Annotated in this window: 21 protein-coding genes; 11 read left to right on the top strand and 10 right to left on the bottom strand. The window is 55.0% G+C overall.

Translation table 11 applies throughout. The annotated features are described in order from the left end of the window. Positions 1-155: 155 nt before the first annotated feature. The 3 genes from HALO_RS18470 (at position 156) to HALO_RS18460 (ending at position 3297) form a co-directional block, all read left to right on the top strand. On the top strand, positions 156-1883 hold the full coding sequence (locus tag HALO_RS18470; RefSeq protein WP_050713824.1) for a mechanosensitive ion channel family protein: 1728 nt from the start codon (positions 156-158) through the stop codon (positions 1881-1883). 92 nt (positions 1884-1975) lie between these two features. Continuing rightward, entirely contained in the window at positions 1976-2410 is a 435-nt protein-coding gene (locus HALO_RS18465; RefSeq protein ID WP_035577017.1) for a helix-turn-helix domain-containing protein, read from the top strand. 131 nt (positions 2411-2541) lie between these two features. Beyond that, positions 2542-3297: an alpha/beta hydrolase family protein gene (locus HALO_RS18460; protein ID WP_050713823.1), complete on the top strand. Its 756-nt coding sequence runs from the start codon at positions 2542-2544 to the stop codon at positions 3295-3297. 105 nt (positions 3298-3402) lie between these two features. Here HALO_RS18460 and HALO_RS18455 read toward each other — a convergent pair whose 3' ends face one another. Next, positions 3403-6870 (bottom strand): acyl-[ACP]--phospholipid O-acyltransferase, encoded by a 3468-nt coding sequence (locus HALO_RS18455; protein WP_035577023.1) that lies wholly within the window; start codon positions 6868-6870, stop codon positions 3403-3405. Between the two features lie 160 nt (positions 6871-7030). On the opposite strand from HALO_RS18455, the gene HALO_RS18450 reads away from it, so the two are divergent. Further along, the gene (locus HALO_RS18450; RefSeq protein WP_050714211.1) at positions 7031-7768 is read left to right on the top strand and encodes a helix-turn-helix domain-containing protein; all 738 of its coding nucleotides are present in this window, start codon (positions 7031-7033) and stop codon (positions 7766-7768) included. Here HALO_RS18450 and HALO_RS18445 read toward each other — a convergent pair. Further along, positions 7765-8700: a LysR substrate-binding domain-containing protein gene (locus tag HALO_RS18445; protein ID WP_035577025.1), complete on the bottom strand. Its 936-nt coding sequence runs from the start codon at positions 8698-8700 to the stop codon at positions 7765-7767. The genes HALO_RS18450 and HALO_RS18445 overlap by 4 nt on opposite strands. Positions 8701-8890: 190 nt before the next feature. On the opposite strand from HALO_RS18445, the gene HALO_RS18440 reads away from it, so the two are divergent. Together HALO_RS18440 and HALO_RS18435 are read left to right on the top strand one after the other, a co-directional pair. After that, positions 8891-9727, top strand: coding sequence for a DMT family transporter (locus HALO_RS18440; RefSeq protein ID WP_231896750.1), 837 nt, complete (start codon positions 8891-8893; stop codon positions 9725-9727). A gap of 55 nt (positions 9728-9782) precedes the next feature. Continuing rightward, a complete protein-coding gene (locus HALO_RS18435) occupies positions 9783-10649 on the top strand; it encodes a putative RNA methyltransferase (RefSeq protein WP_035577030.1) in 867 nt (288 codons plus the stop codon). Between the two features lie 135 nt (positions 10650-10784). On the opposite strand, the gene HALO_RS18430 is transcribed toward HALO_RS18435, so the two are convergent. From HALO_RS18430 to HALO_RS18420, 3 genes are all read right to left on the bottom strand, one after another. After that, positions 10785-10991 carry a cold-shock protein gene (locus tag HALO_RS18430; protein WP_007111402.1) on the bottom strand — a complete coding sequence of 69 codons (207 nt, stop codon included), beginning with the start codon at positions 10989-10991 and terminating at the stop codon, positions 10785-10787. 255 nt (positions 10992-11246) lie between these two features. Then, positions 11247-11462, bottom strand: a complete 216-nt coding sequence (locus HALO_RS18425; protein ID WP_035577031.1) for a TIGR02450 family Trp-rich protein — start codon at positions 11460-11462, stop codon at positions 11247-11249. A gap of 66 nt (positions 11463-11528) precedes the next feature. Beyond that, positions 11529-12017, bottom strand: coding sequence for a DUF6438 domain-containing protein (locus HALO_RS18420; RefSeq protein WP_035577033.1), 489 nt, complete (start codon positions 12015-12017; stop codon positions 11529-11531). Between the two features lie 396 nt (positions 12018-12413). On the opposite strand from HALO_RS18420, the gene HALO_RS18415 reads away from it, so the two are divergent. Together HALO_RS18415 and HALO_RS18410 are read left to right on the top strand one after the other, a co-directional pair. After that, the gene (locus tag HALO_RS18415) at positions 12414-13676 is read left to right on the top strand and encodes a dicarboxylate/amino acid:cation symporter (protein ID WP_035577035.1); all 1263 of its coding nucleotides are present in this window, start codon (positions 12414-12416) and stop codon (positions 13674-13676) included. A 38-nt stretch (positions 13677-13714) separates the two neighbouring features. Further along, the gene (locus tag HALO_RS18410; RefSeq protein ID WP_331710087.1) at positions 13715-14194 is read left to right on the top strand and encodes a nucleoside deaminase; all 480 of its coding nucleotides are present in this window, start codon (positions 13715-13717) and stop codon (positions 14192-14194) included. 82 nt (positions 14195-14276) lie between these two features. Here the strand turns inward: HALO_RS18410 and HALO_RS18405 are convergent, their stop codons facing one another. Then, positions 14277-14450, bottom strand: a complete 174-nt coding sequence (locus tag HALO_RS18405; RefSeq protein ID WP_009722289.1) for a YqaE/Pmp3 family membrane protein — start codon at positions 14448-14450, stop codon at positions 14277-14279. Between the two features lie 211 nt (positions 14451-14661). Between HALO_RS18405 and HALO_RS18400 the strand changes: the two genes are divergently transcribed. Then, complete coding sequence (locus HALO_RS18400; RefSeq protein WP_035583093.1) at positions 14662-16680, top strand: TonB-dependent receptor family protein; 2019 nt, start codon at positions 14662-14664, stop codon at positions 16678-16680. Between the two features lie 78 nt (positions 16681-16758). Here HALO_RS18400 and HALO_RS18395 read toward each other — a convergent pair whose 3' ends face one another. From HALO_RS18395 to HALO_RS18385, 3 genes are all read right to left on the bottom strand, one after another. Next, positions 16759-19314, bottom strand: a complete 2556-nt coding sequence (locus HALO_RS18395; RefSeq protein ID WP_050713820.1) for a glucose/quinate/shikimate family membrane-bound PQQ-dependent dehydrogenase — start codon at positions 19312-19314, stop codon at positions 16759-16761. Between the two features lie 213 nt (positions 19315-19527). Beyond that, the gene (locus HALO_RS18390; protein ID WP_050713819.1) at positions 19528-20526 is read right to left on the bottom strand and encodes an NADP-dependent oxidoreductase; all 999 of its coding nucleotides are present in this window, start codon (positions 20524-20526) and stop codon (positions 19528-19530) included. A 266-nt stretch (positions 20527-20792) separates the two neighbouring features. Further along, the gene (locus HALO_RS18385; RefSeq protein WP_035577043.1) at positions 20793-21173 is read right to left on the bottom strand and encodes a septal ring lytic transglycosylase RlpA family protein; all 381 of its coding nucleotides are present in this window, start codon (positions 21171-21173) and stop codon (positions 20793-20795) included. Between the two features lie 324 nt (positions 21174-21497). Between HALO_RS18385 and HALO_RS18380 the strand changes: the two genes are divergently transcribed. Further along, positions 21498-22943 carry a hypothetical protein gene (locus HALO_RS18380; RefSeq protein WP_035577046.1) on the top strand — a complete coding sequence of 482 codons (1446 nt, stop codon included), beginning with the start codon at positions 21498-21500 and terminating at the stop codon, positions 22941-22943. 125 nt (positions 22944-23068) lie between these two features. Here HALO_RS18380 and HALO_RS18375 read toward each other — a convergent pair whose 3' ends face one another. Continuing rightward, positions 23069-23947: a DMT family transporter gene (locus tag HALO_RS18375; RefSeq protein WP_035577048.1), complete on the bottom strand. Its 879-nt coding sequence runs from the start codon at positions 23945-23947 to the stop codon at positions 23069-23071. A 143-nt stretch (positions 23948-24090) separates the two neighbouring features. On the opposite strand from HALO_RS18375, the gene HALO_RS18370 reads away from it, so the two are divergent. Then, positions 24091-24963: a LysR substrate-binding domain-containing protein gene (locus HALO_RS18370; RefSeq protein ID WP_035577051.1), complete on the top strand. Its 873-nt coding sequence runs from the start codon at positions 24091-24093 to the stop codon at positions 24961-24963. Positions 24964-25038: the final 75 nt, after the last annotated feature.

Below are 25038 nucleotides of genomic sequence, written 5' to 3'. Positions count from 1 at the left end.
TGCAATAACCATGGTGCGCCTTGCACCATCAAGCAAGGTAGGCTGTAATTTGCGCTTCTACTGACAAGGATGGCGCCGTGTTTTACGCGGGGCTGGCTATGTAATTGGCCTGTCGGTGGTCAGCAAATTGGCCCACTTCAATGAATAAGGCATATATGAAAGCAAACGGCTCGTGGCTCGCATGGGGGTTGTTGGTTCTGGCACTGACCTTCTCCAGCCTATGTGCGGCGCAAACTCAAGGAGGAGAGAGCGAGGACAGTCGGTGGTTTACCGTTGACTCGCTGAATATCGGGCTTGGTGAGGCCCCAGAAGAGGTAAACCGGGTAACACCACGGGAAGCGATCAGGAGTTTTCTGGAACTGACGGATCAGGAGGAGTATGCAGCCGCCGCCCATATACTCAACCTCTCCGAGTTCTCGGAAGCGGAACAGCGCGAGCAGGGGCGTGAGCTGGCTCGGCAACTGGCAGAGATTTTTCAACGCGGCGAGTGGTTGAGCGTTTCCGATCTGCCCGGTCGTGAAGACGCGGTGATTGAAGATCCCGCAGGTCAAAACCCCCGCGTTGGCGAGACCCGCCGCAACGTTGAAGTCTCCTCTTTAAAAGCCGATGGCGAAACCTACGATATTCGCTTGGGTCGATACCGTGTGGGTGACCAGGAGCCAGCCTGGCTGATTATGCCCATCAGCGTGTCCTACATTCCGGCGCTTTATGAGCAGTACGGTCCCTCAGCATTGGAAAGCTATATTCCCGAACGCTTCCAGGCCTCGTTTGGCATCCTGAGAATTTGGGAGTGGATTGCGATTCCCTTGTTTGTACTATTTATCGGGCTTGTAGGGTGTGGAGTTCACCGTTCGATTGGCTTGATGTCGAAATGGCTGCCTTCCSGGGTATCCAGCATCTTTKCCAGTCAAATTGGTATGCCAGCAGCGCTGATTGCGATGTCGCTAGTCACTCAGATGGTACTGGATTATGTKGTGTCGTTTTCTGCGGTTGCCACCACAACCTTTCGGGTACTGTTAATCAGTATTATGGCCTGGGGAGTTGGCACCATTGCGTTGCGCTTGGTGGATACCATCATGCTACGTTTGACGCGTCGTATCGTAGGCGAAATCGATGATACTAAGCCTAGAGACGAACGCAGACTGCTAACCTCACTCTATGCGCTGCGTCGGGGGATTATTCTGCTCACCGTGACAGCCGTATCAATTTACATACTGGGTCAGGTTCAGCTCTTCGAAACTCTTGGCTTATCGATTCTGGCGTCTGCCAGCGTATTGGCTGTATTAGTCGGTGTGGCGGGCCAAACGGTGCTTGGCAATATCCTCGCCTCATTTCAGCTATCGTTTGCTAAACCCATTCGCATTGGCGATTTGGTGATCTTTGAAGGCGAATGGTGCTATGTCGAAGGCATCTTTTATACCTTTATTCGATTAAGGTCGTGGGACGAGCGGCGTTTGATTGTGCCCGTCACCTATTTTACCTCTAAGCCTTTCGATAATTTGTCGGTAAAAAGTACCAAGATGTACCGGTCATTGACGCTGACGCTTCACCTAAGTGCCAATATTGGGTTGCTAAGGGATAAATTCCTCGAATTCGCCAAAGAAGAAGACAGCGTTATCGAACACCATAAGCTGCTCTGTTACGTAACGGCACAAACAGGAACGGCGCAAACCGTCACCTGCTACCTCATGACCTCAGACCCTTTGGCGGGTTGGACAGCGGAAATGAACGTACGCGAGCAGCTGTTGGCCTTTATCCGCGATAATCATCCCGAGTGGTGGCCAAGAGAAATTGTGGTGATCAGTCACAACGATATCGCCCGTGGGGCCCAAGGCAAAAGCACGGGGGGAGTGGATAGTGTTGAGGTAAAACCATCTGAATAAAGGGTGTTTGTGCAGCGGCAGATAACGCTTTCGCGTATTTTACCCATAAAGTAGTCTTGTTATGACAAGGGTAAGTGGAAAAAGGAGTGACTATGCACGCACTCGTTGAGCAAGCGACGGAACACTGGGTTTATCTTGCCCCTCTTCTTAGCGATCCACATTCCGAAGCTGAATACGATGCCCGGGTCGAGGCGCTTGATGAAATTCTTGATCTTGTCGGTGACGATGAGACACACCCACTTGCCGGCCTGGCGAATCGCTTGGGTGATATCATTGAGTCCTATGATGAAGCACATCGCCCGATGCCTGAGGTGTCTGGAAATGAGGTACTTCGCTACCTTATGCAAGAGCATGGGATAGCGCAGAGCGAGCTACCTGAAATTGGCGCTCAATCGGTGGTGTCTGAAGTTCTCAGTGGGCGCCGCAAGCTGAACTGGCGCCAAATCTGCGAGCTTTCGGAGCGGTTTGGCATCGCTACCGACTCGTTTAAAGAACCCAGGGAAAAACTACGTGTTTTGACCTTATAAAGCCTTATGGCGCTGAGACTACCTAGGTACAAGAAGTGACCGCTTTCTACATCACTTTCACTCTTTTTACTGTGCTTGGTAAGTATCATGGTGAGGAAAGAGAAGTTTATGGTGAAAGGCGGGTTGGCTAGATGCCTTTAAATATCCTGCAGCGTTTACTACCCGGCTGGGGCGTTACCTATGGCCCACCGGGTGATGGCCCTTTTCCAGCCGTCATGTTGTTGCATGGTTCTGAAGGCGCGTGGGCGGGGTGGAGCCATCGTGACGCGATGCTATTCGCCGCCCATGGTTTCCTGGCGTTTCCTTATGGCTACTCAAGCGGTGGTAATGCCTGGAACGCCGGGCATATTATTGATTACCCACTGGATCGCAGCGTGGAAGCGTTTAAAGCCTTAAGGGATTTCCAGTTCGTTGATGAGCGGGTAGGGCTTTATGGTATTTCACGCGGTGCCGAACACGCGTTATTGCTCGGCTCGCTGATGGCTAGAGATACCGTTGCTGGTTTGCCTGATGCTATCGCCGCCCATAGCCCGCCCGATGKGGTGTGCGGTGCCTTTGATGCCCGTAGCTTCCGAGATGCGGGTGACCCGGGCTGGCAAGCCTGGGATGTCAGCAAACGCGCCTGGACATGGCGTGATAGTCACGAAGGCTTGCTGCCGACCACGCCGATTGAAATCGAACGCTACCCTGGGCCGCTGTTTCTTTCCCATGGCACGCAAGACCGTATGTGGTCGGTTGAAATGACCAAGCGCTTGGAACAGCGCCTACTCAAGCATGGCCGCAGCCCGGAAGTGCATTACTACGAAGGCGAAGATCATATACCCAGTAGCGCTGGGCAGAATAAGCATTACGAGCTGTTGTTAGGCTTCTTTTTAAAACACCTTTAAATCCTGAGTTCATGGAATAAAGGTTCAGTATTTTCCCCTCCATAAAGAAGCCCCTCTTGGCAGCTAAGAGGGGCATGTTGGTAAAGCATTCCTGTTCTTTAGCGCCTATCGAGTATCTTCCAGCTGCGCTTGAGCCAAACGTTTCGCCTCTGCGAAATCCGCTTTCCCAGAGCCAAGATGAGGAATGGTCTCCACCGTAAACCAGTGGCTGGGAACCATCATGGCTGGCGTACCGTTGGCGAGCATGGTGGCCTTGACGGTTTTGGCGTCTAACGCTGTTTCTGACAGCAGCACAATGCGCTCGCCTTTGCGGCTATCGGGGATGCTAACCGCCATCAACGCCGTGTCTGTATTCTCCAAGGCCGCTTTAACTGCCGCTTCAACGGCGCTGAGGCTGATCATTTCGCCGCCGATCTTGGCGAAGCGGGCGTAGCGGTCAATCAAGGTTAAAAAGCCGTCTTCGTCGATAAAGCCTTTATCTCCTGTGATGTACCAGCGGTGGCCATCGGACTCGTGGAGCGCCTTGGCCGTGCGCTTGGCGTCATTGAGGTAGCCTTGCATGATCTGCGGGCCGCTGATCAATATCATGCCTGCCTCGCCGGTGGGCAGTTCTTCAAAGCTCTTCGGGTCGACGATTTTGAAGCTGGTGCCGGGCAGCGGCATCCCCACGGTGCCTGGCTTGCTGCCACGCTGCACCTGCTGATAGTGAACGCCCATGGCATCGGGAAGATTGACCGAAGCGACGGGGGCAATTTCGGTGGCGCCGTAGCCTTCATATACGGGCTTGTGGAATTTCAGCGCAAAGCTGGTGCGTACGTTGTCGTCGAGTTTTTCCGCCCCGGCAACCACCACTCTCAAGCTTTCCAGCATTAACGGATGCACTTTTGAGCTACGTACAAACAGCCTTAAAAAGCTGGAGGTGCCAAACATGATAGTGGCCTTGTGCTTGGCAATCGCGCCCGCAATGCCAGGAGCATCGGTGGGGTCGGGGTGGCACACCAGCGGCAGCCCTTCAATCAGCGGCAGCAACTGGGTGACCGTAAGGCCAAAGGCGTGAAACAGCGGGAGTGAGCCCATTACCACGTCGTTGCTCTGGGTGTTAAGCACGTCAGAGGTCTGTTTGATATTGGCCATCAGGTTGCGGTGGCTGAGCATTATGCCTTTGGGCTCGCCTTCGCTGCCGCTAGAGAACAGGATGGCGGCGGTGGCATCGGCATCATGGCCGTGGCAGAAGCAGCGCTGCAGTAGCCACGTGGGTAATAGGCGCACGGCAAGCCAAGTGCTCAAACGCTCGGCATGGCCAATCGTGGTCTGCAGGTCTTCTAAAAAGACCACCTGCTTCTCGCTAAGCAATTGGCTAACGTTGAGCCCGCGCTGCTCAAGCTTCTTCACAAAGCGCTGTGAGGTGAACACGGTGGTGATTTCTGCCTGGGAAAGGGCGGACGTCAACGCTTCTTGGTCGGCGGTGTAATTAAGATTCACCAGCGTTTTACCCGCTAGCAGCGTGGCCATATTGGCGATAACCCCGGCACTGCTGGTAGGCAGCAGTAGGCCAACGTTCTGCCCTGGATTGAGCTTGCGAATACGTTTTGCCATCAGCAGGCTGGCGGTGAGCGCTTGGCTTGCGTTGAGTGGGCGGCCCAGCGTATCCGCCAGGGCAAGGTCGCTAGGGCGGCGCTTAACGCTTTGAATCCAGGCGTTAGGCAGGGTGGGTAGCGCACCCATGGCCCGCTGCCAGGAACGGGTAGCCTGCTCAAAAATACGCCGTTTAAGCACATCAGCGGGGGTATCTTTAGGCAGCGGCTTACCAAAGGCGACCACTACCGAACGGTGCAGCGGCGCGTTGCGTAGCTCTTTTAATTTGCTGGAGGAGCGGGAGAACTGGCTGCCCCACAGGCCGCGCAGGTAGAAAGGCACGATTTTTACATCGGGGTTAGCCATTTCACAGGCGCGCTCATAGCCGCGGCGAAATTCGCCCAGTTGGCCAGTGCGGCTAATCGCCCCCTCAGGAAATAGGCACACTACCTCGCCCGCGTTGAGCTGTTCAGCGACATCGGACAAGGCCTTTTCGGCACCGCTGCCGCGCTCAATGGGAATACAGCCGAGTGCTTTGAAGAACCAGTTGAGGTACCAGCGTTGGTAAACCGATCTGAGCATGACAAAGCGCACAGGGCGGGGGCTGGCGATCTGCACCATGGCCCAATCCACCCAGCTGATATGGTTGCCCAATAGCAGCACGCCGCCTTGGGCGGGTAGGTTCTGCAAGCCATGTACATCGACCCGGTAGCGGCGTGTCAGCAGGAAGCTCAACAGAAAGCGAACCAAACTCTGCGGCAGCTTAATAATGGTGTAGCCGCCGCCGACCATCGCCACCGTGGCAATGAGTAGCAGCAGGTAGTGGCTATCAACACCCGCCAGTGCGAACAGCGCCGTGAGCAGCAAAAAGCCCAGCATGGCGATGTTTTGAATCCAGTTATTGGCGGCCAGGACGGTGCCTAGCTCGTTGTCGGCGGCGTGAAACTGAATCAGCGCGTTAAGTGGCACAATAAACAGCCCACCCATCATGCCGATAAACACAAAGTTCAGCGCTTGGCCAACAGGTGTGGTTAACAGCGGCAGGCACCATAAACCCACGGCCACCCCGACGGCACCGACGGGAATCAAGCCCGTTTCTATGCGGTTATGTGAAAGCTTGCTGGCAAGCATAGAGCCCAGCGCGATCCCGATACCACTAGCGGCTAGAATGCCTTGCAGTACCAGGGTGTTATCAATACTGAGGGCATCTTTGGCATACGCGGGGAAGGCAGCCAGGAGCACTTGGCCCACCGACCAGAACGTGGCAAGGCCGATAATGGACAGCCTGATCACGGGCTGGCGAGCGATAATCCGCAGGTTATCTTTCAGGGCAGCGCCCTTGATGTAGCGCTGCCAGGTGAGCGGGGTATCCGGTCGCGTGGTGTTATCCAGCGGCAGGCGGTAAAGCGTCGCCACCTGAATAGCGCTATTGAGTACCAGTAGCCAGCCCAGTGGTGCTATTTGGCGCAACAGCTGCGCTGGGGTTTGATCATCTGGCATTACCCAGGTCTCAAACAGCGCGGTAAACGCTACGGTGCCCGCCAGAATGGCCCCAATAGTGACGGCTTGGATCAGCCCGTTGGCTTCCGCCAGGCGAGGCTTGCCGAACAGCCCTTTCACCAAGCCGTATTTGGCCGGTGAGTAAAAGGCCGACTGAATGGCCAGCAGTAGCGTCATCGCGAATGCCAGCCAAAACCAGCCCTGATAGTAAGCCGCCGTAATGCCCAGAGAAACTACCACCGCGGCCCAGGCCGATGTGCGCAGAATGCGTACCTTGGGGTAAGTGTCGGCCACATGGCCTGCCGGGCTAAACAGCAGGATAAACGGCAGCAGGATAAGCCCGTTGACCAGCGCGGTGAGCACAACCTGGGCAGTGCCATCGTAACTTTTGAAGATCGTATTCTGAATCACGATCTTGTGGCCTAGGTCCACAAACGCATTGAGAAAGATGGCGATCAGATAGGGCAAGGCGCCCTTCAAGTGCAGCAGTCGATGCATGGTGGTGTTGCCTTATCAATTTCTGGAAGTCGTAGCACTTTCTACATGAGGCTCGCTGGATGCAACTCTGATGCGCGAAGTTGTGTCATGGGTGCTGATTGGTAGTAGTATTTGCTACTTTTATGCGTCGTGCCCTTTCACGTTGCCTAATGAGGTTTTTATGTCCMAAGCCGATTCGCTGATTGAAATGCTAAAACGCCAGCTTCGCGCTCAGGGTAAAACCTATGCCGATGTTGCTCAGTGGTTGGCGCTGAGCGAGGCCTCGGTGAAGCGCCTGTTCGCTGAAAAGCACTTTACCTTGGCGCGGCTAGAGTGCATCTGTGATCAGCTTAATCTTGAGTTTGCTGAACTGGTGCAGGCCATGCAGGCAGAGGAGCAGCGTCTGCAGGAGCTGACCCAGGCCCAGGAGCAAAGCATTGTCGATGACCGAGAGCTGTTTCTGGTAGCTGTGTGCGTTATCAATGGCTATAGCTTCGACGAAATTCATCACCAGTACCAGCTAAGTGAACCGGAGTGTACCCGGCAGCTACTCAAGCTTGAGCGGCTTAAACTTATTGASCTACTTCCCGGCAACCGCATCAGGCGGCGGGTAGCCGCCAATTTCCGCTGGCGGGCGGACGGGCCGATCCAACGCTTCTTTCAACAACATATTGCCAATGAGTTTTTCCGTTCCCGTTTTGATAGTGACCGTGAAAAGCTCGTAGTGCTCAATGGCCTGCTATCCCCAGCGGGTAATGCCGAATGGCAGCAGACCATGCAGCGCCTTGCTAAAGAGKTTCATTCCCTGTGTGAACGGGAAAGCGGGCTGCCTATTCACCAGCGATTTGGCACCACTTCAGTGCTGGCAGTAAGGCAGTGGCAGTATGGGCTGTTTCAGGATTACAAACGAGAAGGCTAAAGCGATGTGTCCCGAAATCGAGCGGCTTCTTGCTCCAACCACTCGATGAAGCGTGCCACCGCCGGTGGCGTTACGCCTTCAGAAGGCAGGATCAGTTCATAGGCAAACGGAGAAGCGAGCGGATAGCGTTCCGCAAATGGGCGCACCAATACCCCGCTGGCGAGCCGGTCGGCCACCAATGGGTAGCTGGCCAGTACCACGCCCTGCCCGGCAATAGCCTGATCGAGCGCCAAGCTGTAGAGCGAGTATTGACGTTGTTGGGGGATCTTTTTTATTGCCATCCCGGCGTTTTTAAACCAATCGTGCCAGCTTGGGATAGGGTGAACCGCATGGCTGCACCAATCCACGGTGAGCAGTGTCTGGGCCAGCAAGTCAGCGGGCTCGTGTATATTTTCCTGCGCTAACAGGGTGGGCGAGCAAACAGGAAAGAGGGTGTCTTCAAATAGACGCTGGCTGGTAACGCCGGGCCAAGGCCCCTGGCCATAGCGCAGCGATAAGCGCGCCCTATTGGGCATCCATAACGGCGGCGTTAAGCGCGCCTCGGCATCCAGGGAGATTTCTATTTGCCGCTCATTGGCTTCAAAACCGGGTAAACGGGGGAGTAGCCAAAGTTGTAGGAACGAGGGTGGCGCACTCAGTAGCAAGCGAAAAGCGTCTTCTGAGCGCTCGGTGACGTTCTGCACGCCGCTGGCGATGCGCAAAAGACCCGCTTGCACATCTTCAGCAAGCCCCCGGCCTGCTTCGGTTGCACACACGCCATTGGCGTGACGTTCAAACAGCACCACGCCCAAGTGATCCTCCAACTGTTTGACCTGTCGGCTAACGGCGCCAGGGGTAACCCCCAAACGATACGCGGCGGCTTTGAAGCTATTTTCTCGTACCGCTTCGGCAAACGCACGCAGTGCATTCAGCGGTAGTCTCTCAATTCTCATAGCATGAGTTTTCCTAAGCCTAGGCCCGACAAGTAATCGTTTGTATGCCGTTTCGCTTCCTGCTGCAATGAGCGCCTTAATGTTATAGGAGCTCACAGTGAATAATCAAAGGCTAGCCTCAAATGCCCATGTTGCAAGCAGGGTAGGGCGTTCGCAGCGAAAGTCTGTGGATGCTATGGGAGCATCGCTAATGCTACTGTTTTGTCTGGTGCTGGGGTTCCAGCAAGTGGCAATTAAAGGGGTGGCTGAGGATATCTCACCTGTGGTGCAGATAGCCCTGCGCTCAACCATCGCCGGTTGCCTGGTCGCGTTGCTCGCCTATTGGCGCGGCATTCGCTGGGTGGATGTGGGGCACCACTGGGGGCCTGGGTTACTTGTTGGGCTCGGGTTTGCTGCTGAGTTCGCTTTTGTCGCTTGGGGACTAACCTACACCTTGGCATCGCATATGTCGGTCTTTCTCTACACCGCGCCCATCTTCGCCGCGCTTGGACTGCATCTTTGGGTGCCTGGGGAGCAGCTCTCCACTCGTCAGTGGTGGGGCGTCGGTCTGGCCTTTCTGGGCATGGTGATTGCCATGGCGCCGAGCGGCTCCTATAGCACCGAGATTATCATCGGCGATGCGCTGGGTTTGCTCGCCGGGCTCTCTTGGGCGGCTACGACGGTGGTGATCCGCAAGACCTCACTTTCCGAGGCCCCCGCGGAGCTCACCCTGAGCTATCAACTGAGTGTGACAGCGCTGCTGCTACTGCCAGTGGCGGCGCTGTCGGGGCAGTTAATGAGCGCGCAGTTTACTTCCATGGCGGTTGCTAGCCTCGTTTTTCAGGCGCTGATTATTTCATTTGCTGCGCTGATGCTGTGGTTCACGCTGCTTCGCCGCTATCGCGCGTCCCAGTTGGGCGTGTTCTCTTTTCTAGGCCCGCTTTTCGGCGTGCTTTTTGGTACCCTGTTGCTCAATGAGCCGCTCAGTATCAATTTCGTGCTGGGTGGCGGCGTTATTTTGGCGGGTATTGTCTTGGTGACGCGCTAAGTGATCCGCTCTCCGTTGCGCTTACACCTCTTCCACAATGGTTACAGAAACAGCTATGAGCATCACTCCCTTCCAGGCGCTGGCCTGCCCATTAGATGGCGAACCGCTAAGTCGATCGGGCAACGCTTGGAGCTGCCCGGCCGGGCACAGTTTTGATATCGCTAAACAGGGGTACATTAACTTACTGCCGGTGCAGCAAAAGCGCTCCCATGACCCGGGCGATAGTAAGGCTATGGTAGCTGCTCGCCAGCGCTTTCTTGAGGCGGGGCACTACCAGCCCATTGCGGACGCCGTCAGTCGTGCAGTCTTGAACCACGCTGAGGTCCAAACGCTAAGCAGTGAGCCGTTTAGCTGCCTGGATGCAGGCTGTGGCGAAGGTTACTACCTGCGTCAATTAGCTCACGCTGCTGCCTCCTCACCATCACTTTCGCTGATGGGGCTGGATATTTCCAAGTGGGCGGTACTGGCTGCCGCCAAGCAGGATGCGAAACAGGCACCGCTAAGCAGTTGGGTGGTGGGCAGCAATGCGCACTTACCGGTGCAGGCGGGTGCGCTGGATAGCGTGCTGTGCATGTTTGGCTTTCCGGTAGTGGGCGAGTTTGCTCGGGTATTGAAAACTGGCGGTGTATGGCTACAAGTGGAGGCAGGGCCCGATCATTTGCGAGAGTTACGGGAGATTATCTACCCGACGTTAAAGCCTGAGCGTTCAAGCGAGGTAGAAACACCAGCGGGCTTTACGCACCATAGCAGCGAGAGAGTAAGCTACTCGCTAGCGCTAAATGGAAAAGAGGAAATTGCCGATCTGTTGGCGATGACGCCGCATCTTTACCGGGCCAGCGCTGAGGGGCGTGCTCGCGCAGCGGCACTTGATAGGCTGGAAGTGACGGTAGATGTGCGGGTAGTGCAGTGGCTGCGTACCTAGCCTGGGCTATGTCCAAAAGAATCTGCTAAAAGTAATATCTCTAAACGCAACAAAGCCCGCATGAGCGGGCTTTGTTATCCGAACCTTGGAAGGTTCGAGCAAATTCTAAAGCGCTATGTCTTGTTAGACCTAGGCTTAGGAAATTTGCTTGATGTTTGAAGCTTGAAGGCCTTTCTTGCCCTGGGTAACGTCAAAAGAAACGTTAGCACCTTCTTGCAGGGTTTTGAAGCCGTCTGCTTGAATTTCAGAGAAATGGGCAAACAGGTCATCGCCGCCGTCAGAAGGAGCAATAAAACCGAAGCCTTTAGTATCGTTGAACCACTTAACTGTGCCAGTAGACATAGTAAAAATCCTTTCGCGCAAAGCGCTTAGTAAAGTTCCTGGTATCACCCAGATTAATAGCGGATAAAACAAGGAATACAATTACAGTCTTGCCGAAAGATTTTGTACACGTCTATCTCGTACATTTCTAAATCTTTTTCGTACACTTCTGAAACCATGCTTGCTTGCTAACCAACTGTAGCTACAGTGTCATGAAATGTTGCGTATGTCAAAGCCTTTGTTGACTATCTTACCGTTGTGCCCACTAAACAGCCTCTATTGCCAGCCCACTTTCCACACGCTGTCATCTTTTAAGCTTTGCCACGGCAAAATGAGCTCGCGATGAGAGTACACAGCCTCAATCACGACCTCTACTAGGTTCTCTTCTTCATCGCGCAGCAGCTGGGTAACCATAAAGTGCTTCTCTTTATTGCTTGGCTGGGCAGCCGTCCATTTGCTTTGGTGTAGCTTGCGCGGGTTGATCGTATGCATTGACGCTCCTTGGGCAAAGATATCGCGTGTTAGCTGCCATTAGKGATTATGCACTGGCTATCGCACTTACTGTTGTACCCAATTTTCAATGCCAAGCTCTGCATTAAGGCTCTTTAGGATCTCGGTTCGTTCGCGACCGTTTTCAGAGTGACAGCCAGTATCGTGCTCAAGTACCGCTTGTGCGCCATCCTGATTAACCCAAGTCACTGTATAGTTTGGCAGGTCGGTGGCACGCGGTTCGCAATCAAGGGTTTGCTGCGTTGTTCCCATGTCGGGTTGCATGGCAGCTAGTCGCTCTTGCAGCGAACGAAAAATGGTCTCATTGCCTGCCTGAGTACGCTCACCTTCCACGGCCGTGTGGCGTTCACCTGTGTAGCGGGTCGTACCATCCGCCTCAACCGCAACGCTATAGACAGGGCAGGTGCCGTAGCAAGGGCCTACTTCATAACGGATTTCAGCCAGACTGTTTTCGCTGGTCGTGGCGGAATGTTGTGCGCAGCCTGCTGTCATCAATGCCAATGTGGATACCGTTAAACAGGTGAGAGAAAAACGCATGCGAAAACTCCTTTTCTTGTAAAGATAATCTGACTTGATACGTTAGCTGCAGAGGGCTTCGTTAGGGCTAACAATACCTCAATGCTTGAATGAGGGTATTTGGCTTTCCAGTGTATGTTAACGCCATCGGTGTCCATAAAGTAATCGCTAAATTAACAAGCATGCACAAGGCTGCGCATGCTTGGTACGTCTGCGCACTATAAAAAGCCACCGGGCCTGCCACATTGATGGGCTGTTTCTCCGGCTGTCTGCAGAGGAAGTGCGTACCGCATTGATTTATTACCGCCTCCTGTCTTATCGATATCGCTGTGCCACACTAATAGAATGAGACGTATAAATGGGGCACGTGCTGCTCACATTAGACCCGCTCACACATGCAAACCTATAGGGACTTAAATGACTCGCATATGGAAGGCCTATTGTCAGGCGTCGTTGATTTTACGCGTCACCATCGCACTGGTGTTGGGTGTTGTGGTCGGACTGGTGGGCGGGGAGCCGGTAGCGGTTTGGTTAGCGCCGTTAGGCGATTTGCTGCTACGGCTGCTCACTTTTCTGATTGTCCCGATTGTGCTGTTTACGCTAATGGTGGGGGTGAATCAGTCCCGCGAGGGCAGTGCGGGTCGCGTGGGCGGTAAGGTGTTCGGCTATTACCTTACCTCTTCGGCGCTGGCTATTATGGTGGGCTTAGCTGTTGCCACGCTGTTTAGCCCTGGCAGCGGTATGACGTTGGATGAGAGTGCCAGTTTCTCTGTGCCCGAGAATCCAGGCGTTGTCGATACGCTGCTGAATATAGTGCCGGATAATATTATTAGTGCGTTTGCCGAGCTCAACATGTTGGGCATTATTTTTACGGCGCTGGTGTTTGGCATCGCATTGCTAAAGATGCGCCAGTCGGAGCGGCAGCATGCCATGGGTGAACGCCTTTATGGCGTGATTGAAGCGCTAAACGAGGTCACTCTAAAAGTGATGTCAGGGGTATTGCACTACGTGCCCATCGGCGTGTTTGCGATTGTTGCCGAAACGGTGAGTCAGCAGGGGCTGGAAACGCTACTCTCACTAGGTGATATGGTGGTTGTGCTGTATATCGCCCTGGCAACTCAACTGCTGATTTATTGCGGCATCATGCGGCTGTTTAGCGTGAAGCTGCGCACCTTTTTTCGCGAAGCCCGTACGCCCATGGCCACGGCGTTTGCCACCCAAAGCAGCTCGGGTACGTTACCGCTAACGGTTAATGCTGCCCACCGCTTAGGAATTCCCAAAAGCATCTATGGTTTTAGTCTGCCGTTAGGGGCTACTTTAAATATGGATGGGGCGGCGATTCGTATCGCCATCTCGGCGGTGTTTGCCGCCAACGTGATTGGTGCACCGCTGGATTTCATTAGCATGGTGCAAATAGTGTTGATCGGCACGTTAGTGTCGGTGGGCACGGCAGGGGTGCCGGGGGCCGGAATCATCATGATCGCCACGGTGTTTGCCCAGGTGGGCCTACCAATTGAAACCGTCGCGTTGCTCACCGCTATCGATGCACTGGTAGGAATGGGGTGTACGGCGCTGAACGTGACAGGCGACTTGGTAGGCACCTCCGTGATAGCGCGTAGTGAAGGAGAGAAGTTGCAAGAGGAGTTTGTCGAAAAAGCACCAGCGACGGCAAAGGGGTAAATGCAGTAGGCCAATGACGACTATAAGGAGAGCCCATTTTGGATGATCGAGAGCTCGCTTACTTAACACGTGCCGTTGAGCTAGCCGAAGAGGCTCTTGACGCGGGTGATGAACCCTTTGGTAGCGTACTGGTAAGTGCCGCAGGTGATGTGTTGGCAGAAGATCGTAACCGCATTGCTGAAGGGGATTCTACTCAGCACCCTGAATTCTTCCTGGCGCGCTGGGCAGCGCAGCATATGACGCCGGCGGAGCGAGCAACGGCGACCGTTTATACGTCGGGTGAACACTGCCCTATGTGTGCCGCTGCCCACGGTTGGGTAGGACTTGGGCGTATTGTCTACGTCAGTTCATCTCAACAGCTGAGTCTCTGGCTGGCCGATTTGGGTGTGSCCCCGTCGCCAGTCGCGACCCTGCCTATTCAGCAGGTGGTGCCTGGGCTCAAGGTGGAAGGCCCGATAGCGGAGCTGGATGAGCGCGTTCATGCGTTGCATAAGCGGCGCCATGCCCGCCTATCGTGATGATATAAAAAAGCCGCCCAAGCGTTAACTTGGGCGGCATCGTTTTGACTATACGTGGCTCTTAAAAACCGGCTATTAAAACCTAGTGTTTCAATATTACATAAAACGCATGAATGATGCCCGGTACGAAGCCAAATAGCGTTAGAATGATATTCAGCCAGAAATGCCCTTTAAAACCGACCTCAAAAAATACGCCGAGTGGGGGAAGTATTACGGCAAAAATCATCTTGATTGGATCAGTCGCTGTAAACGCCATGAAGCCTCCTTTGCTTTCATTGGGGTAACTTGTACAAGTGTAGGCACGATCAATCTATTTATCCATGCCTTGGCTAATTCTCTACGACTAGCCGAGTAGACAATCGTTCAACTCCGCCATTTATTTCCGCTCTATGCTGTTTGGAAGGGATCCCGTGTTCAAAGCATCGTTAAAAAAAGTACCGTTAAAAGTCACCACCACGTCTTTTTGCTTGTTCAGCTGCCTTGGTGCAAGCCCAGGCTGGGCTCAAGAGAGTCCGACCGATAGCAATAGCTTGGCCACGCTGGAAGTGACGGCGCCTCGGCTATCGCGGGAGCTTTACGCGACGCCCGCTGCGGTTTCAACGCTTGACCACGAAGTGATTGCTCAGGGGCAGCAGCGTACACGACTGGATGAGGCGTTAGTTCGTGTGCCAGGGGTGTTCTTGCAGAATCGCGATAACTTCGCCCAAGGCCAGCGAATCTCCATTCGCGGCTTTGGCGCCCGGGCGCCGTTTGGGGTGCGCGGTATTACCGTGATGGTGGATGGTATTCCCTATACGCTGCCGGATGGCCAGGCGCAGCTAGATGCCATTGATCTGGACAGCGCCGAGCGCATCGAAGTGATTCGTGGGCCCTCTTCGGTGCTCTACGGCAACGCAGCAGGTGGGGTGATTGATATCACCACCGCCGATGGGCGTGATAATCCTGGCTCGAGTGTGCGTACCGAAGTGGGAAGCGATGGTTACCGTAAGGCGGTTGTGCAAACAGGGGGCGCCCAGGGGGATTGGTCGCACCATGTGAGCTTTTCAGCGCTCAATGTGGATGGCTATCGGGAGCAGAGCTCAACAGAGAAATACTTGCTGAATGCCAAGCTGCGCCGGGAGTTAGGCAGCGACCGGGCGTTAACCGCGATTATCAATCTACTGGACAATCCCCGCTCCGAAGACCCCGGCGCGCTGAACGCCGGTGAAGTGGCCAGTGGCCGTGATCAAGCGGCGCCGAACTCATTAGCGTTGGATGCAGGACAGAACGTAGATCAGCAGCTTATTGGCTTACAGTACGAGGATTTGTCCGCTGGCCCTGGCGAGCTGTATCTCAAAGGTTTTATCGCCCAGCGCGATTTTGAGCAGCAGCTGCCCTATGTGGGTGATAGCCGCATTGGCTATCAGCGTGATTACCTGGGCGCGAGCGCTGAGTATCACCATGAAGTCAGCCTGGGTAGCCTGCCGTTGAGCTATATCACCGGTGTTGATGTGGCCCGCCAAGACGATGAGCGCTTCCGCAACGATGTAAACGGCCAAGGTGTTGTCGGCGAGCAGTTGGCGGAAGAGACCCAAACGGCGACCTCCGCTGGGGTATTTGCCCAGGGCGATTTAGCGCTGACCGAGCAGGTAACGTTCTCGCTTGGCGCACGCTTTGACCGAGTGGAGCTAGAAGTAGATGATCGCTATCAGGACGATGGCGATCAAAGCGGTGACCAGACCTTCAATGAGTGGAGCGGTTCGGCGGGGTTAAGTTACCGTTATCGTCCGCAGCATCAAGCCTATATCAATACCGGTACGGCGTTTGAAACGCCGACGTTCTCCGAGTTTGCCAATCCGGCGGGCGGTGGTTTTAACCCGTCGGTGTCGCCGCAAAAAGCCTGGAACCGTGAGGTGGGTCTGCGGGGTTATATTGAGCCACTGGCGATGGATTACGATCTGGCGCTGTTTTCGGTACGCGTGCGCGATGAGCTGGTGCCTTATGATGACGGCGGTCGCACCTTCTACCAAAACGCAGGCGATACCGACCGCGACGGCATTGAGCTGGCGCTAGGCTGGCAGCTCGCCGACCAATGGCGGTTGGATAGCGCTCTTACGCTGGCGAGCTATGAGTTTGATCAATTTGCTACACCAACTGAAAGCTTTGGCGGGAATCGCATTCCTGGCCTGCCCGAGCAAACCTGGGTCAATCAACTCACTTGGCAGGGTCTGGATGAGCGCTTTGCCACGCTGGAAACCCAGTACGTAGGTGACTTGGTGGCGGACAACGCCAATGAGACAGAGGTGGATAGCTACTGGTTAGTAAACCTGCGGGTGGGGGATGGCTGGCAGTTAGGTAGCAATACGCGGTTGAATGCCTATGTCGGCGTGCGCAATCTGCTAGATGAAGAGCACTACGCCAATGTTCGCTTGAATGGCACTTATGGACGTTTCTATGAACCGGCCCCAGGGCGCAGTGTTTATGGCGGGCTAGAGGTACGTTTCTAAAAGCTTTATAAATAAAAACGGGCGGCGCTCATTTATGAGGCCGCCCGTTCTCGTTGGTGATGAGGCTAAGCTAACCGGTTACTCCGGTAGTGCGTAGCCAATCACGTAATCGCCCATCTTGGTACCAAAGGTACCGTGACCCCCCGCCGTAACGACCACATACTGGCGGCCATCCTGGCCCGTGTACGTCATCGGTGTGGCCTGACCACCTGCTGGCAGGCGCGCTTTATACAGCTCCTCACCGGTGGTGATATCGTATCCGCGCAGGTACTGATCCAGCGTGCCACTCAAGAACGAAACACCGCCTGCGGTGGTCAGCGGGCCGCCTAGCGCCGGAACGCCAACGTTCAAACCAATTGGCAGGTCAAACGGCATGCTATCGCGTGTGGTGCCATTGGGGTGTTTCCAGGTCACTTGGTTACTTTGCAGATCGATACCCGCCACATCGCCCCAGGAAGGCGCTTGGCAGGGCAGGCCGAGTACTGAAAGCAGCGGGCCGAGTTCAACAGCATAGGGTGCCCCTTCATTAACTTGTAGGCCTTGCTCACTGGCAGAGCCTTGGCCCTCTTCAACCTCTTCGCGGGGTACCAGCTTGGAAACGAACGCCAGGTATTTAGCCCCGGTGAAGAGCGCTTGGCGTTCGGGGTCAACTGCGACGCCACCCCAGTTCATCACACCCACGTTACCTGGATAAACGATGCTGCCTTCCAGTGAAGGTGGCGTGTACTGGCCTTCGTAGCGCAAAGAGTTGAACTGAATGCGGCACATCATTTGATCAAACGGGGAAGCGCCCCACATATCGCGCTCGGTGAGCGGCGGTGGTAGCAGGTTAAGCGCTGAACGCGGCTGTGTCTCGGCCGTCCAGTCGCCCTCCACAGCCCCTTGCGGAACCGGTACTTCTTCAATGGGTACAATCGGTTCGCCGGTTTCGCGGTTCAATACATACAGGCTGCCTTGCTTGGTCGGCTGAATAACCGCGGGCTGGGTGCCATTATTGGTGGCCAGGTCAATCAGTACCGGCTGCGCGGGTGTATCCATATCCCATAGATCGTGATGCACAAACTGGTAAACCCACTCAACCTGGCCATCTTCCAGGTCGAGTGCCACTAGACCTGCACTGTAGGTTTCATCGTTCTCAGTGCGGTCGGCGCCATACTGGTCAGGCGTAGCGTTACCCATGGGCAGGTAAACCAAGCCTAGCGCTTCATCAACGCTGATCGGTGCCCATACGTTGGGGGAGTTGCGCGTGTAGGTTTCGCCTTCTGGTAGCGGGTCGGTATTGTCTGGGTTGCCACTATCCCAGTTCCATACCAGCTCGCCGGTATGTACATCAAAGGCGCGGATAACGCCGGACGGCTCGTCGGTAGAGCTGTTGTCGGTGACATGTCCGCCTAGAATAATCAGGTTCTCAGTCACCGTAGCAGGGGAGGKGGAGTAGTACCCGCCTGGAGAAAACTCGCCAATATTGTTGGTGAGATCAATTTCACCGTTATTGCCAAAGCTGGCACACCGCTCACCGGTGTCAGCATTCAGCGCAATCAAGCGTGCATCTGCCGTGGGTAGGTACAGCCTGCGAGGGCACATGACGTCGGTCTCGCTGAGCATGGGTTGCTGCGGGGCGCCGTTTTCTTCTTCAACACCAAACAGCAGGGACAAGAAGGAGAGATCCAGACTGAAAATATCGCTGTCATCGAAGATGTCGAAAGAGAGAGCCGTTGCACTGCTCGGCGCAGCGTCACTGTTTGTTTCTTCTGCGCTATCGGTGGCAGCGTCGTTAGTGTCAGTAGAATAGTTTGCGGCGTCATAGTAGGCGAGGCCGCGGCAGGTCATATGCGCCCAGCCAGAAAAGTCATCCGCCCCCATAGTGCTGATTTCAGGATCAAACGCCCATAGGGTTTCTCCCGTTTCGGGAGACAGCGCCATCGCCCGGCTGTGCGAGGTACAGATATACAAACTGTCGTTCACTTTCAGCGGGGTATTCTGATTGGTGATTTCGGGGGGCGCATTGGGGCCCGCTTCGTCACCGGTTTGAATGCGCCATACCTCTTCAAGCTCGCCGATGTTTTCCGGAGTGATCTGATCGAGCGAAGAGTAGTGGGTGCCCGCATTGGTGCCGCCATAGGCGGGCCAGTCATCGCCTGCCACTTGGGCAGGGTTGACGCTATCGGCGGTGGCTGTCTCGCTATCTGCCAGCGACCCTTCGATAGTGCCAGGATCGTTAAACTGACTGGCAATGGCCACGATAACAGCGGCAGCAATGCTGCCAACAAGCGCCAGACTGCCGCCTTTTGAGCCTAGCGGCTTACGCCACCAGGGCAGGAGCAGCAGAATGCCGATTAAGCAGAGGATGGCGACGCGGGGCACTAACTGCCACCAGTCGAGGCCAACCTCCCACAGGGCCCACACCAAGGTGGCAAAAAGAATCAGCGCGTAGAGCCATAGAGCGGCGCCGCGACGCAGGGTAAATAAAACGCCGCAGGCAATAATACTAAGCCCGGCGATTAAGTAGTAGGCACTGCCGCCTACGCTGACGAGCTTGCTACCGCCAAAAGCGAGCGCCAAGCCGACAATAAGGAGTAGTAGGCCAACGATAATCGCTGGCCATTTACCGTGATCACGCGTGCTTTCTTCCATGAGGTGTCCCCTTGTTACAACCTACCGACAACGCGCTCTAACCCATCGACAGTGCCGATGGGTTAAAACACACATTTCTGAAAGATGATTTTAATTATCAATTCGCTATTGGTCTAACGTTTTGACAATTTTTTCTTAGCTGCAGCGCTGGCCGCAGCGAAAAGCGTGCTGCGGCCAGAGTGCAATGAGGATGGGATAGAGGTGAACGGAGCGCTACAGTTTGACCAGCATTTTACCGGTGTTGGCGCCATCAAACAGGGCGAGAAAGGCGTCGGGCGTGCTTTCTAAGCCCTCTTTCACTGTCTCTTTATAGTCCAGCTTGCCTTCCGCTACCTGAGGAGCTACTTCGTTCAGGAAATAGGGGTAACTCGACCAGTGATCGGTGACGATAAAGCCCTGCATTTTGGCTTTGCGCATAATTAGCTGGGCAAGGTTGCTAGGGCCAGGAGCCGGCTTTTTGGCATTGTAACCATCAATCATCCCGCACACGGCGATCCGCGCGCCTTCATTCAGCTGGCTAAGCGCCGCTTCAAGGCAAATGCCGCCGACATTTTCGAAATAGACATCGATACCGTTGGGGCTGGCGAGCTTAATKGCATCGCTAAGCTCGTGAGCATCTCTATCTCGGTAGCTGACCGGCTCGACGCCCAATGACYCCAGCCAAGCTAGCTTATGAGCGGCGCCTGCAATACCCACCACATGGCAGCCCTTCGCTTTAGCCAGTTGGACGGCTAGCGAGCCAACTGCACCGCTGGCGGCGCTGACTAAAACGTTATCGCCAGGCTTACATTCGGCAATCAGGTTGAGGCCTGTCCAAGCTGTCATGCCGGGCATTCCCAGTACACCTAGATAGGCCTGCTCAGGAACATCAAGATCGGGTAGTTTTGTGACCCCTTGTGCAGGCAGTTGGGCGATATCCCGCCAGCCGCCCATATGGCTGACGCTGTCGCCCACTTTCAGGCTGGGATCATTGGTCTCTATAACTTCGCCAATGGCGCCGCCTTCCATGGGCTTGCCGAGTTCAAACGGGTCCACATAGGTGCGAATGCCGCTCATGCGGCCGCGCATGTAAGGGTCAACGGAAAGCCAGTGGTTACGAATGCGCACTTCGCCTTCGGCCAGATCGGGAAGCGTTTGTGTCTCTAACTTGAACAGCGCGCGGTCGGGAAGGCCCTTGGGGTAATCGGTAAGCGTATAAAATTGTGACTGCATAAATTTCTCCTGCGAATACTTAGCGTTTTGAGCTGTGTATTTTGGGCTGGGCGTTCGAACTCCTTGCAGCATAGAGACCCTTAGCCTGCTTGCAAGTTCGTTAATGTATCGGGAAGCAATTCACATGAGGTAAGTCATATAAAAAAAAACAGGGCGACCATTGCTGGTCGCCCTGTCTGTTGACTGCTTAAGATAACGATGCTTCGTGTGCTGTCGCATTGATTAGGCTAATGGGTATCACACAACAACCAAGGATGTGTTATCCGTTAATCCAACAGCGTTACCATCACTGGAGCTGTACCGCGGCGAATCATGCCAAGCTTCGCTGCCGCGCGTTTAGATAAATCAATAATGCGTCCTTGAATGAAAGGGCCGCGGTCATTGATCAGAACTTCTACTTCTTGTCCCGTGTCCGGGCGTGTCACCAACACCTTTGTTCCAAACGGCAAACTCGGATGGGCGGCGGTCAGTGCCTGTTGATCAAAGGGTTGCCCACTTGCGGTGGTCGCTCCTTGAAAGCGGTCACTGTAAAAAGAGGCGACGCCTTGCTGTGTTTCTGTTTCGTGTGCAAAAGCACTGTTGGCAGCGCTGCTGACTAGTACCGCTGCCAAACAAATCGTTCGGATCAGTCGTTTTTGGGCTCCCATAGGAGTACCTCAGTTTTTCGTGTTGCGAATCCCGCACTCTTGATGAGGTGCCTGATAGGCTTGTCGATACTMCCCTTGTCGCAACGAGTCAGCAAGCTTTGAGAAGATCGATGCAAATAGGTTCAATTTCAAGATTTTTTAATCTCTGCTTATGTGGCCTTGGGTTTCAGTGACTTATCAGCCCAGGTATGAGATGCATAAAGAATGGTCGTTGCGCAATGCAGCATTTTTTATGAAACGCTCACTTTAATTGAGTAAGCAGCTTATAATCACGACTGCTTATCTAATTAATGATTGTCATTACGACTCAACAAGGAACAGCTCATGGCTAAATCCTCTTCGTTTGCGTTTGTATTGGTGGCGGTTGGTGGCGCCGCCGTGGGTTTTCTCGCCGCGCAACTTATTCCCTTGCCAGGGCAAACTGCTGATGAAACGTCTGCGGAAAGCGTAGACACAACTGATCAGCCGGCGGTTGCCGAGGCTATTGTTGGCCTTGAAAAGCTCACCCTTGATGAGCGCCTGCGTGGCGAAATAACCTCGGCCAGCGAACTGAACGGTAACGATGGTAGCCGCTTCATGCGCTATGCCATTTCACTGGAAGAGGATGAGATCGTTGAGATTTCTCTCAACGGTGCCTTGCAGGGCGTTGTGGCGCTTTATGATGACCAGTTACAGCTACTCGATAATGCCCCCGTCGTGCGCCACCGTATTGAGGAGAGTGGTGACTACGTGGTGGTGGTTAGCGGTGCTGATGCCCACAGCTATGGCCCGTTTACCGTTGACAGCCGCGCCGTTGAGTTGACGGACGCGGACACAGTGGCAGTGGGTGAGCCTATCGACAGTTGGCTGCAGGGGGATGCCCGTGAAATCACTCTGAATATAGAAGAAGCGGGCCTTTACCAACTGGAAATGCGCTCCGACGACTTCGACGCTTACCTAGAGATTGAAGGGCCGAATGGCTACGCTCGTGAAGACGACGACAGTGCCGGTGATTTAGACGCACGTATTGCTGATTTCCTGGAGCCCGGTGAGTATACGCTAACGGCACGCAGCGCCTACGGTGATGGTGATGGCATCTATACGCTTTCAGTAGAGCCTCACGAGTTACCGGGAGATGGCGAGCTGCGCAATGATGGAGCGCTCACTCCCGATGACTCTCTCAACGGTTGGTACAGTGGTCAGGACCTTGGCTACCAAGTAGAAGTAGAAGAAGCTGGCATGTACCAGATTGACATGCGCTCCAGCGACATCGACTCGTATCTGGTACTTGAGGGGCCTAACGGTTACTACCGAGAAGATGATGATAGTGCCGGTAATCTAGATGCCAGCATCGCTGATTTTCTGGCTCCCGGTGAATATCAGTTAACGGCACGCACAGCCTATGGCGAGAGCAGCGGCATGTTTACGCTCACCATGGAGCCGCGCGATATGCCCGATGTTGAACTGCGTAATGAAGGCACGCTTACCCCTGGTGAAGCGCTGAACGGTTGGTACAGCGGAGAGCCGCTGACGTACCAGTTGGAGGTAGAAGAGAGCTCGTTAGTGACGTTGGAGATGCGCTCTGCCGATTTTGACACCTTTATCGAAGTTAGTGGTCAAGGCGTTGCCATCAGCGATGACGACGGCGCAGGCGGTACCGACTCACGTCTTCAAGAGCCGTTGCTGCCCGGCACTTACACGGTAAGCGCACGAGGCTTTAGCGCTACCGGTAGCGGCTTATTCGAATTAAGCCTTGAGATGGAGCCGACGGATATTCCCCCAGAGCTTTAATTATCAGCGTTAATCAATAATGCCCAACGCCCCTGTCGCTTATCGTGATAGGGGCGTTACTCTATTGGTCGGTGGTGAGGAGTAAATGGTGAGGCGTAAGGTGTAAATAGTTAGGCGTGAGGAGATTAACGGCTCGCTTTGAGGCAGCCTACCACCACCAGCACGGCCGCGGCGGGTAAACGCCAGTCGAGTACGCTCATGCCTGCCAGCACCAGCAGCAGGGCGGCCAGGATCGGCACGCCATAGGCCAAGCTGCCCACCAGGCTCGCGTGCCCCCAGCGCAACGCTTTATCCCACGCCACCATGGCTACTCCGTACGGCCCTAACCCCAGGGCGATACCTGCCAGCAATGCCTCCCCGCTGGGAAAAGCTAGCGTGCCTTCCAGTGCCAGGCTCGCGGTCAAGGCAATAGCACAGGCGATGAGCAGTAGCCGCGGCAGCAGCGGCGTTAACGCCACTGGCGCTGCTTGGCTTAACCATGAATAGATTGCCCAGCAGCAGGCGGCCAACAAGGCTAGCGCGTAGCCCGTGGTGGCGCCTCCCAAGCCCCCGTTGATAGCTTGAGGAACCAGCAGCAGCGCCGCACCCGAAAACGCAATCAGTGCGCCGACAACCCCCGCAATCTGCAGGCGGCCAAAACGGCTCCATTGGCTGAGTAGTACAAACAGCACCGGCCAAGTGTAGGTAATCAGCGCCGCTTCGGCGGCGGGCGCTAACCGCATGCCAATAAAGTAGGTGCTGACGGCGCCAAAGATGAGCAGCGGGATACCCACCCAAACACTCAGTTGCCAGCCCGCGCCGCAGGCGGCGACGTTAACCCGGCGGCTTAACGGTAGCGTTGCTAATGACCCTGCTAACAGGGTAACGGCGGTTAGCTGCAAGGGCGGTGTCGCTTTGGCAAACTCGGCCAGCAGCGGCGCCGCACTCCAAAGCATCACGGCCACTAACGCCGCACCAACACTGTACCAACGTGGAAATAACGCGGGGGAGTGAACGGGATGCATAAGAGTTCTCCTTGATTAGTGAATGTGCTGAGCAGCATACTCATTATGAACACATCACAATATCGATCTTTTATGATCGTTATTATCAAGAATGGTGATGAATAAGGGCAGATGAATAAGGGCTGATAGATGAGGACTGGTATATGCGTGCACCCACGTTGGATCTAACCCTGCTACGTACCCTGGTGGCCATCGCGGACACCGGCAGTGTAACGGCGGCGGCAAAGCGGTTAGCGTATACCCAGTCAACCGTGAGCATGCAGCTACAGCGGTTAGAGGCGCAGTTATCGCTCACGCTGCACGAGCGGGAAGGGCGGCGAATACGCTTTACTTCAGAAGGTGAGCGATTACTCAGCCATGCCCGACGGCTATTAGCGCTTAATGATGAAGCATGGAGTGATATGCAGGCTCGTCAGGTCACCGGGGATCTTACCCTGGGGATTCCTGAAGATTACGCCTCGCTGCTGCCCTCGGTGTTTGCCTACTTTCATCAGCTTTATCCCGCGGTCGGGTTAAAGGTGATCTGCGGTACCAGCACGCACCTCGTCGAGCAGGTGAAAGCCAAAGAGTTGGATTTAGCCCTGGTAACCCGGCAGCGTAACTCGCCAGGCGGCGATGTTATCCGCCGGGAGCCTTTATTGTGGGCCGTAGGAATGAACCAGCAGCCGCTGCTTAGTGACCCGCTGCCGCTGGCGCTCTACTCCCCTGGGGCAGATGTGTTTCGTGAAGTGGCCGAGCAGGCATTGCAATCAGCCGGGCGTAGCTGGCGGGTTGCCTATACCAGCCAGTCCATGGCGGGGTTGGCACCAATTGTTACCGCTGGGTTGGCCATCGTGGTGGTGACTCGCAGCATGCTAACCCCAGCGCTGAGGCCGCTGGATGAGAGCAGCGGGCTGCCGGCGCTGCCGATGATTGAGCTGGCGCTGCACCGTGCGCCGCACCGGCCTTCGGAGCCTGCGCGCCGATTGGGCGAGTTAATACGCGAACAGCTGGCAGCGCCCGAGCAGGCGCTATAAGGTATTTCGTTAGTAACGTTTAGCGTTGATGGCCGCGTAGTGCTTTAATCAGCGTAAGGGAGCGTTACTGACTAG

The organism is Halomonas sp. R57-5 (genome assembly GCF_900070345.1).
Lineage (GTDB): Bacteria > Pseudomonadota > Gammaproteobacteria > Pseudomonadales > Halomonadaceae > Vreelandella > Vreelandella ventosae_B.
The sequence above is the reverse complement of the archived record's forward strand: the minus strand, read 5'-3'. Positions and strand labels throughout refer to the sequence as shown.

What these genes read in the sequence shown, in the direction of transcription:
- HALO_RS18465 (WP_035577017.1), top strand. Translation starts at nt 1,976, where the DNA reads ATGCACGCACTCGTTGAGCAAGCGACGGAACACTGGGTTTATCTTGCC.
- HALO_RS18455 (WP_035577023.1), bottom strand. Translation starts at nt 6,870, where the DNA reads ATGCATCGACTGCTGCACTTGAAGGGCGCCTTGCCCTATCTGATCGCC.
- HALO_RS18445 (WP_035577025.1), bottom strand. Translation starts at nt 8,700, where the DNA reads ATGAGAATTGAGAGACTACCGCTGAATGCACTGCGTGCGTTTGCCGAA.
- HALO_RS18440 (WP_231896750.1), top strand. Translation starts at nt 8,891, where the DNA reads ATGCTACTGTTTTGTCTGGTGCTGGGGTTCCAGCAAGTGGCAATTAAA.
- HALO_RS18435 (WP_035577030.1), top strand. Translation starts at nt 9,783, where the DNA reads ATGAGCATCACTCCCTTCCAGGCGCTGGCCTGCCCATTAGATGGCGAA.
- HALO_RS18430 (WP_007111402.1), bottom strand. Translation starts at nt 10,991, where the DNA reads ATGTCTACTGGCACAGTTAAGTGGTTCAACGATACTAAAGGCTTCGGT.
- HALO_RS18425 (WP_035577031.1), bottom strand. Translation starts at nt 11,462, where the DNA reads ATGCATACGATCAACCCGCGCAAGCTACACCAAAGCAAATGGACGGCT.
- HALO_RS18420 (WP_035577033.1), bottom strand. Translation starts at nt 12,017, where the DNA reads ATGCGTTTTTCTCTCACCTGTTTAACGGTATCCACATTGGCATTGATG.
- HALO_RS18415 (WP_035577035.1), top strand. Translation starts at nt 12,414, where the DNA reads ATGACTCGCATATGGAAGGCCTATTGTCAGGCGTCGTTGATTTTACGC.
- HALO_RS18405 (WP_009722289.1), bottom strand. Translation starts at nt 14,450, where the DNA reads ATGGCGTTTACAGCGACTGATCCAATCAAGATGATTTTTGCCGTAATA.
- HALO_RS18385 (WP_035577043.1), bottom strand. Translation starts at nt 21,173, where the DNA reads ATGGGAGCCCAAAAACGACTGATCCGAACGATTTGTTTGGCAGCGGTA.
- HALO_RS18380 (WP_035577046.1), top strand. Translation starts at nt 21,498, where the DNA reads ATGGCTAAATCCTCTTCGTTTGCGTTTGTATTGGTGGCGGTTGGTGGC.
- HALO_RS18375 (WP_035577048.1), bottom strand. Translation starts at nt 23,947, where the DNA reads ATGCATCCCGTTCACTCCCCCGCGTTATTTCCACGTTGGTACAGTGTT.
- HALO_RS18370 (WP_035577051.1), top strand. Translation starts at nt 24,091, where the DNA reads ATGCGTGCACCCACGTTGGATCTAACCCTGCTACGTACCCTGGTGGCC.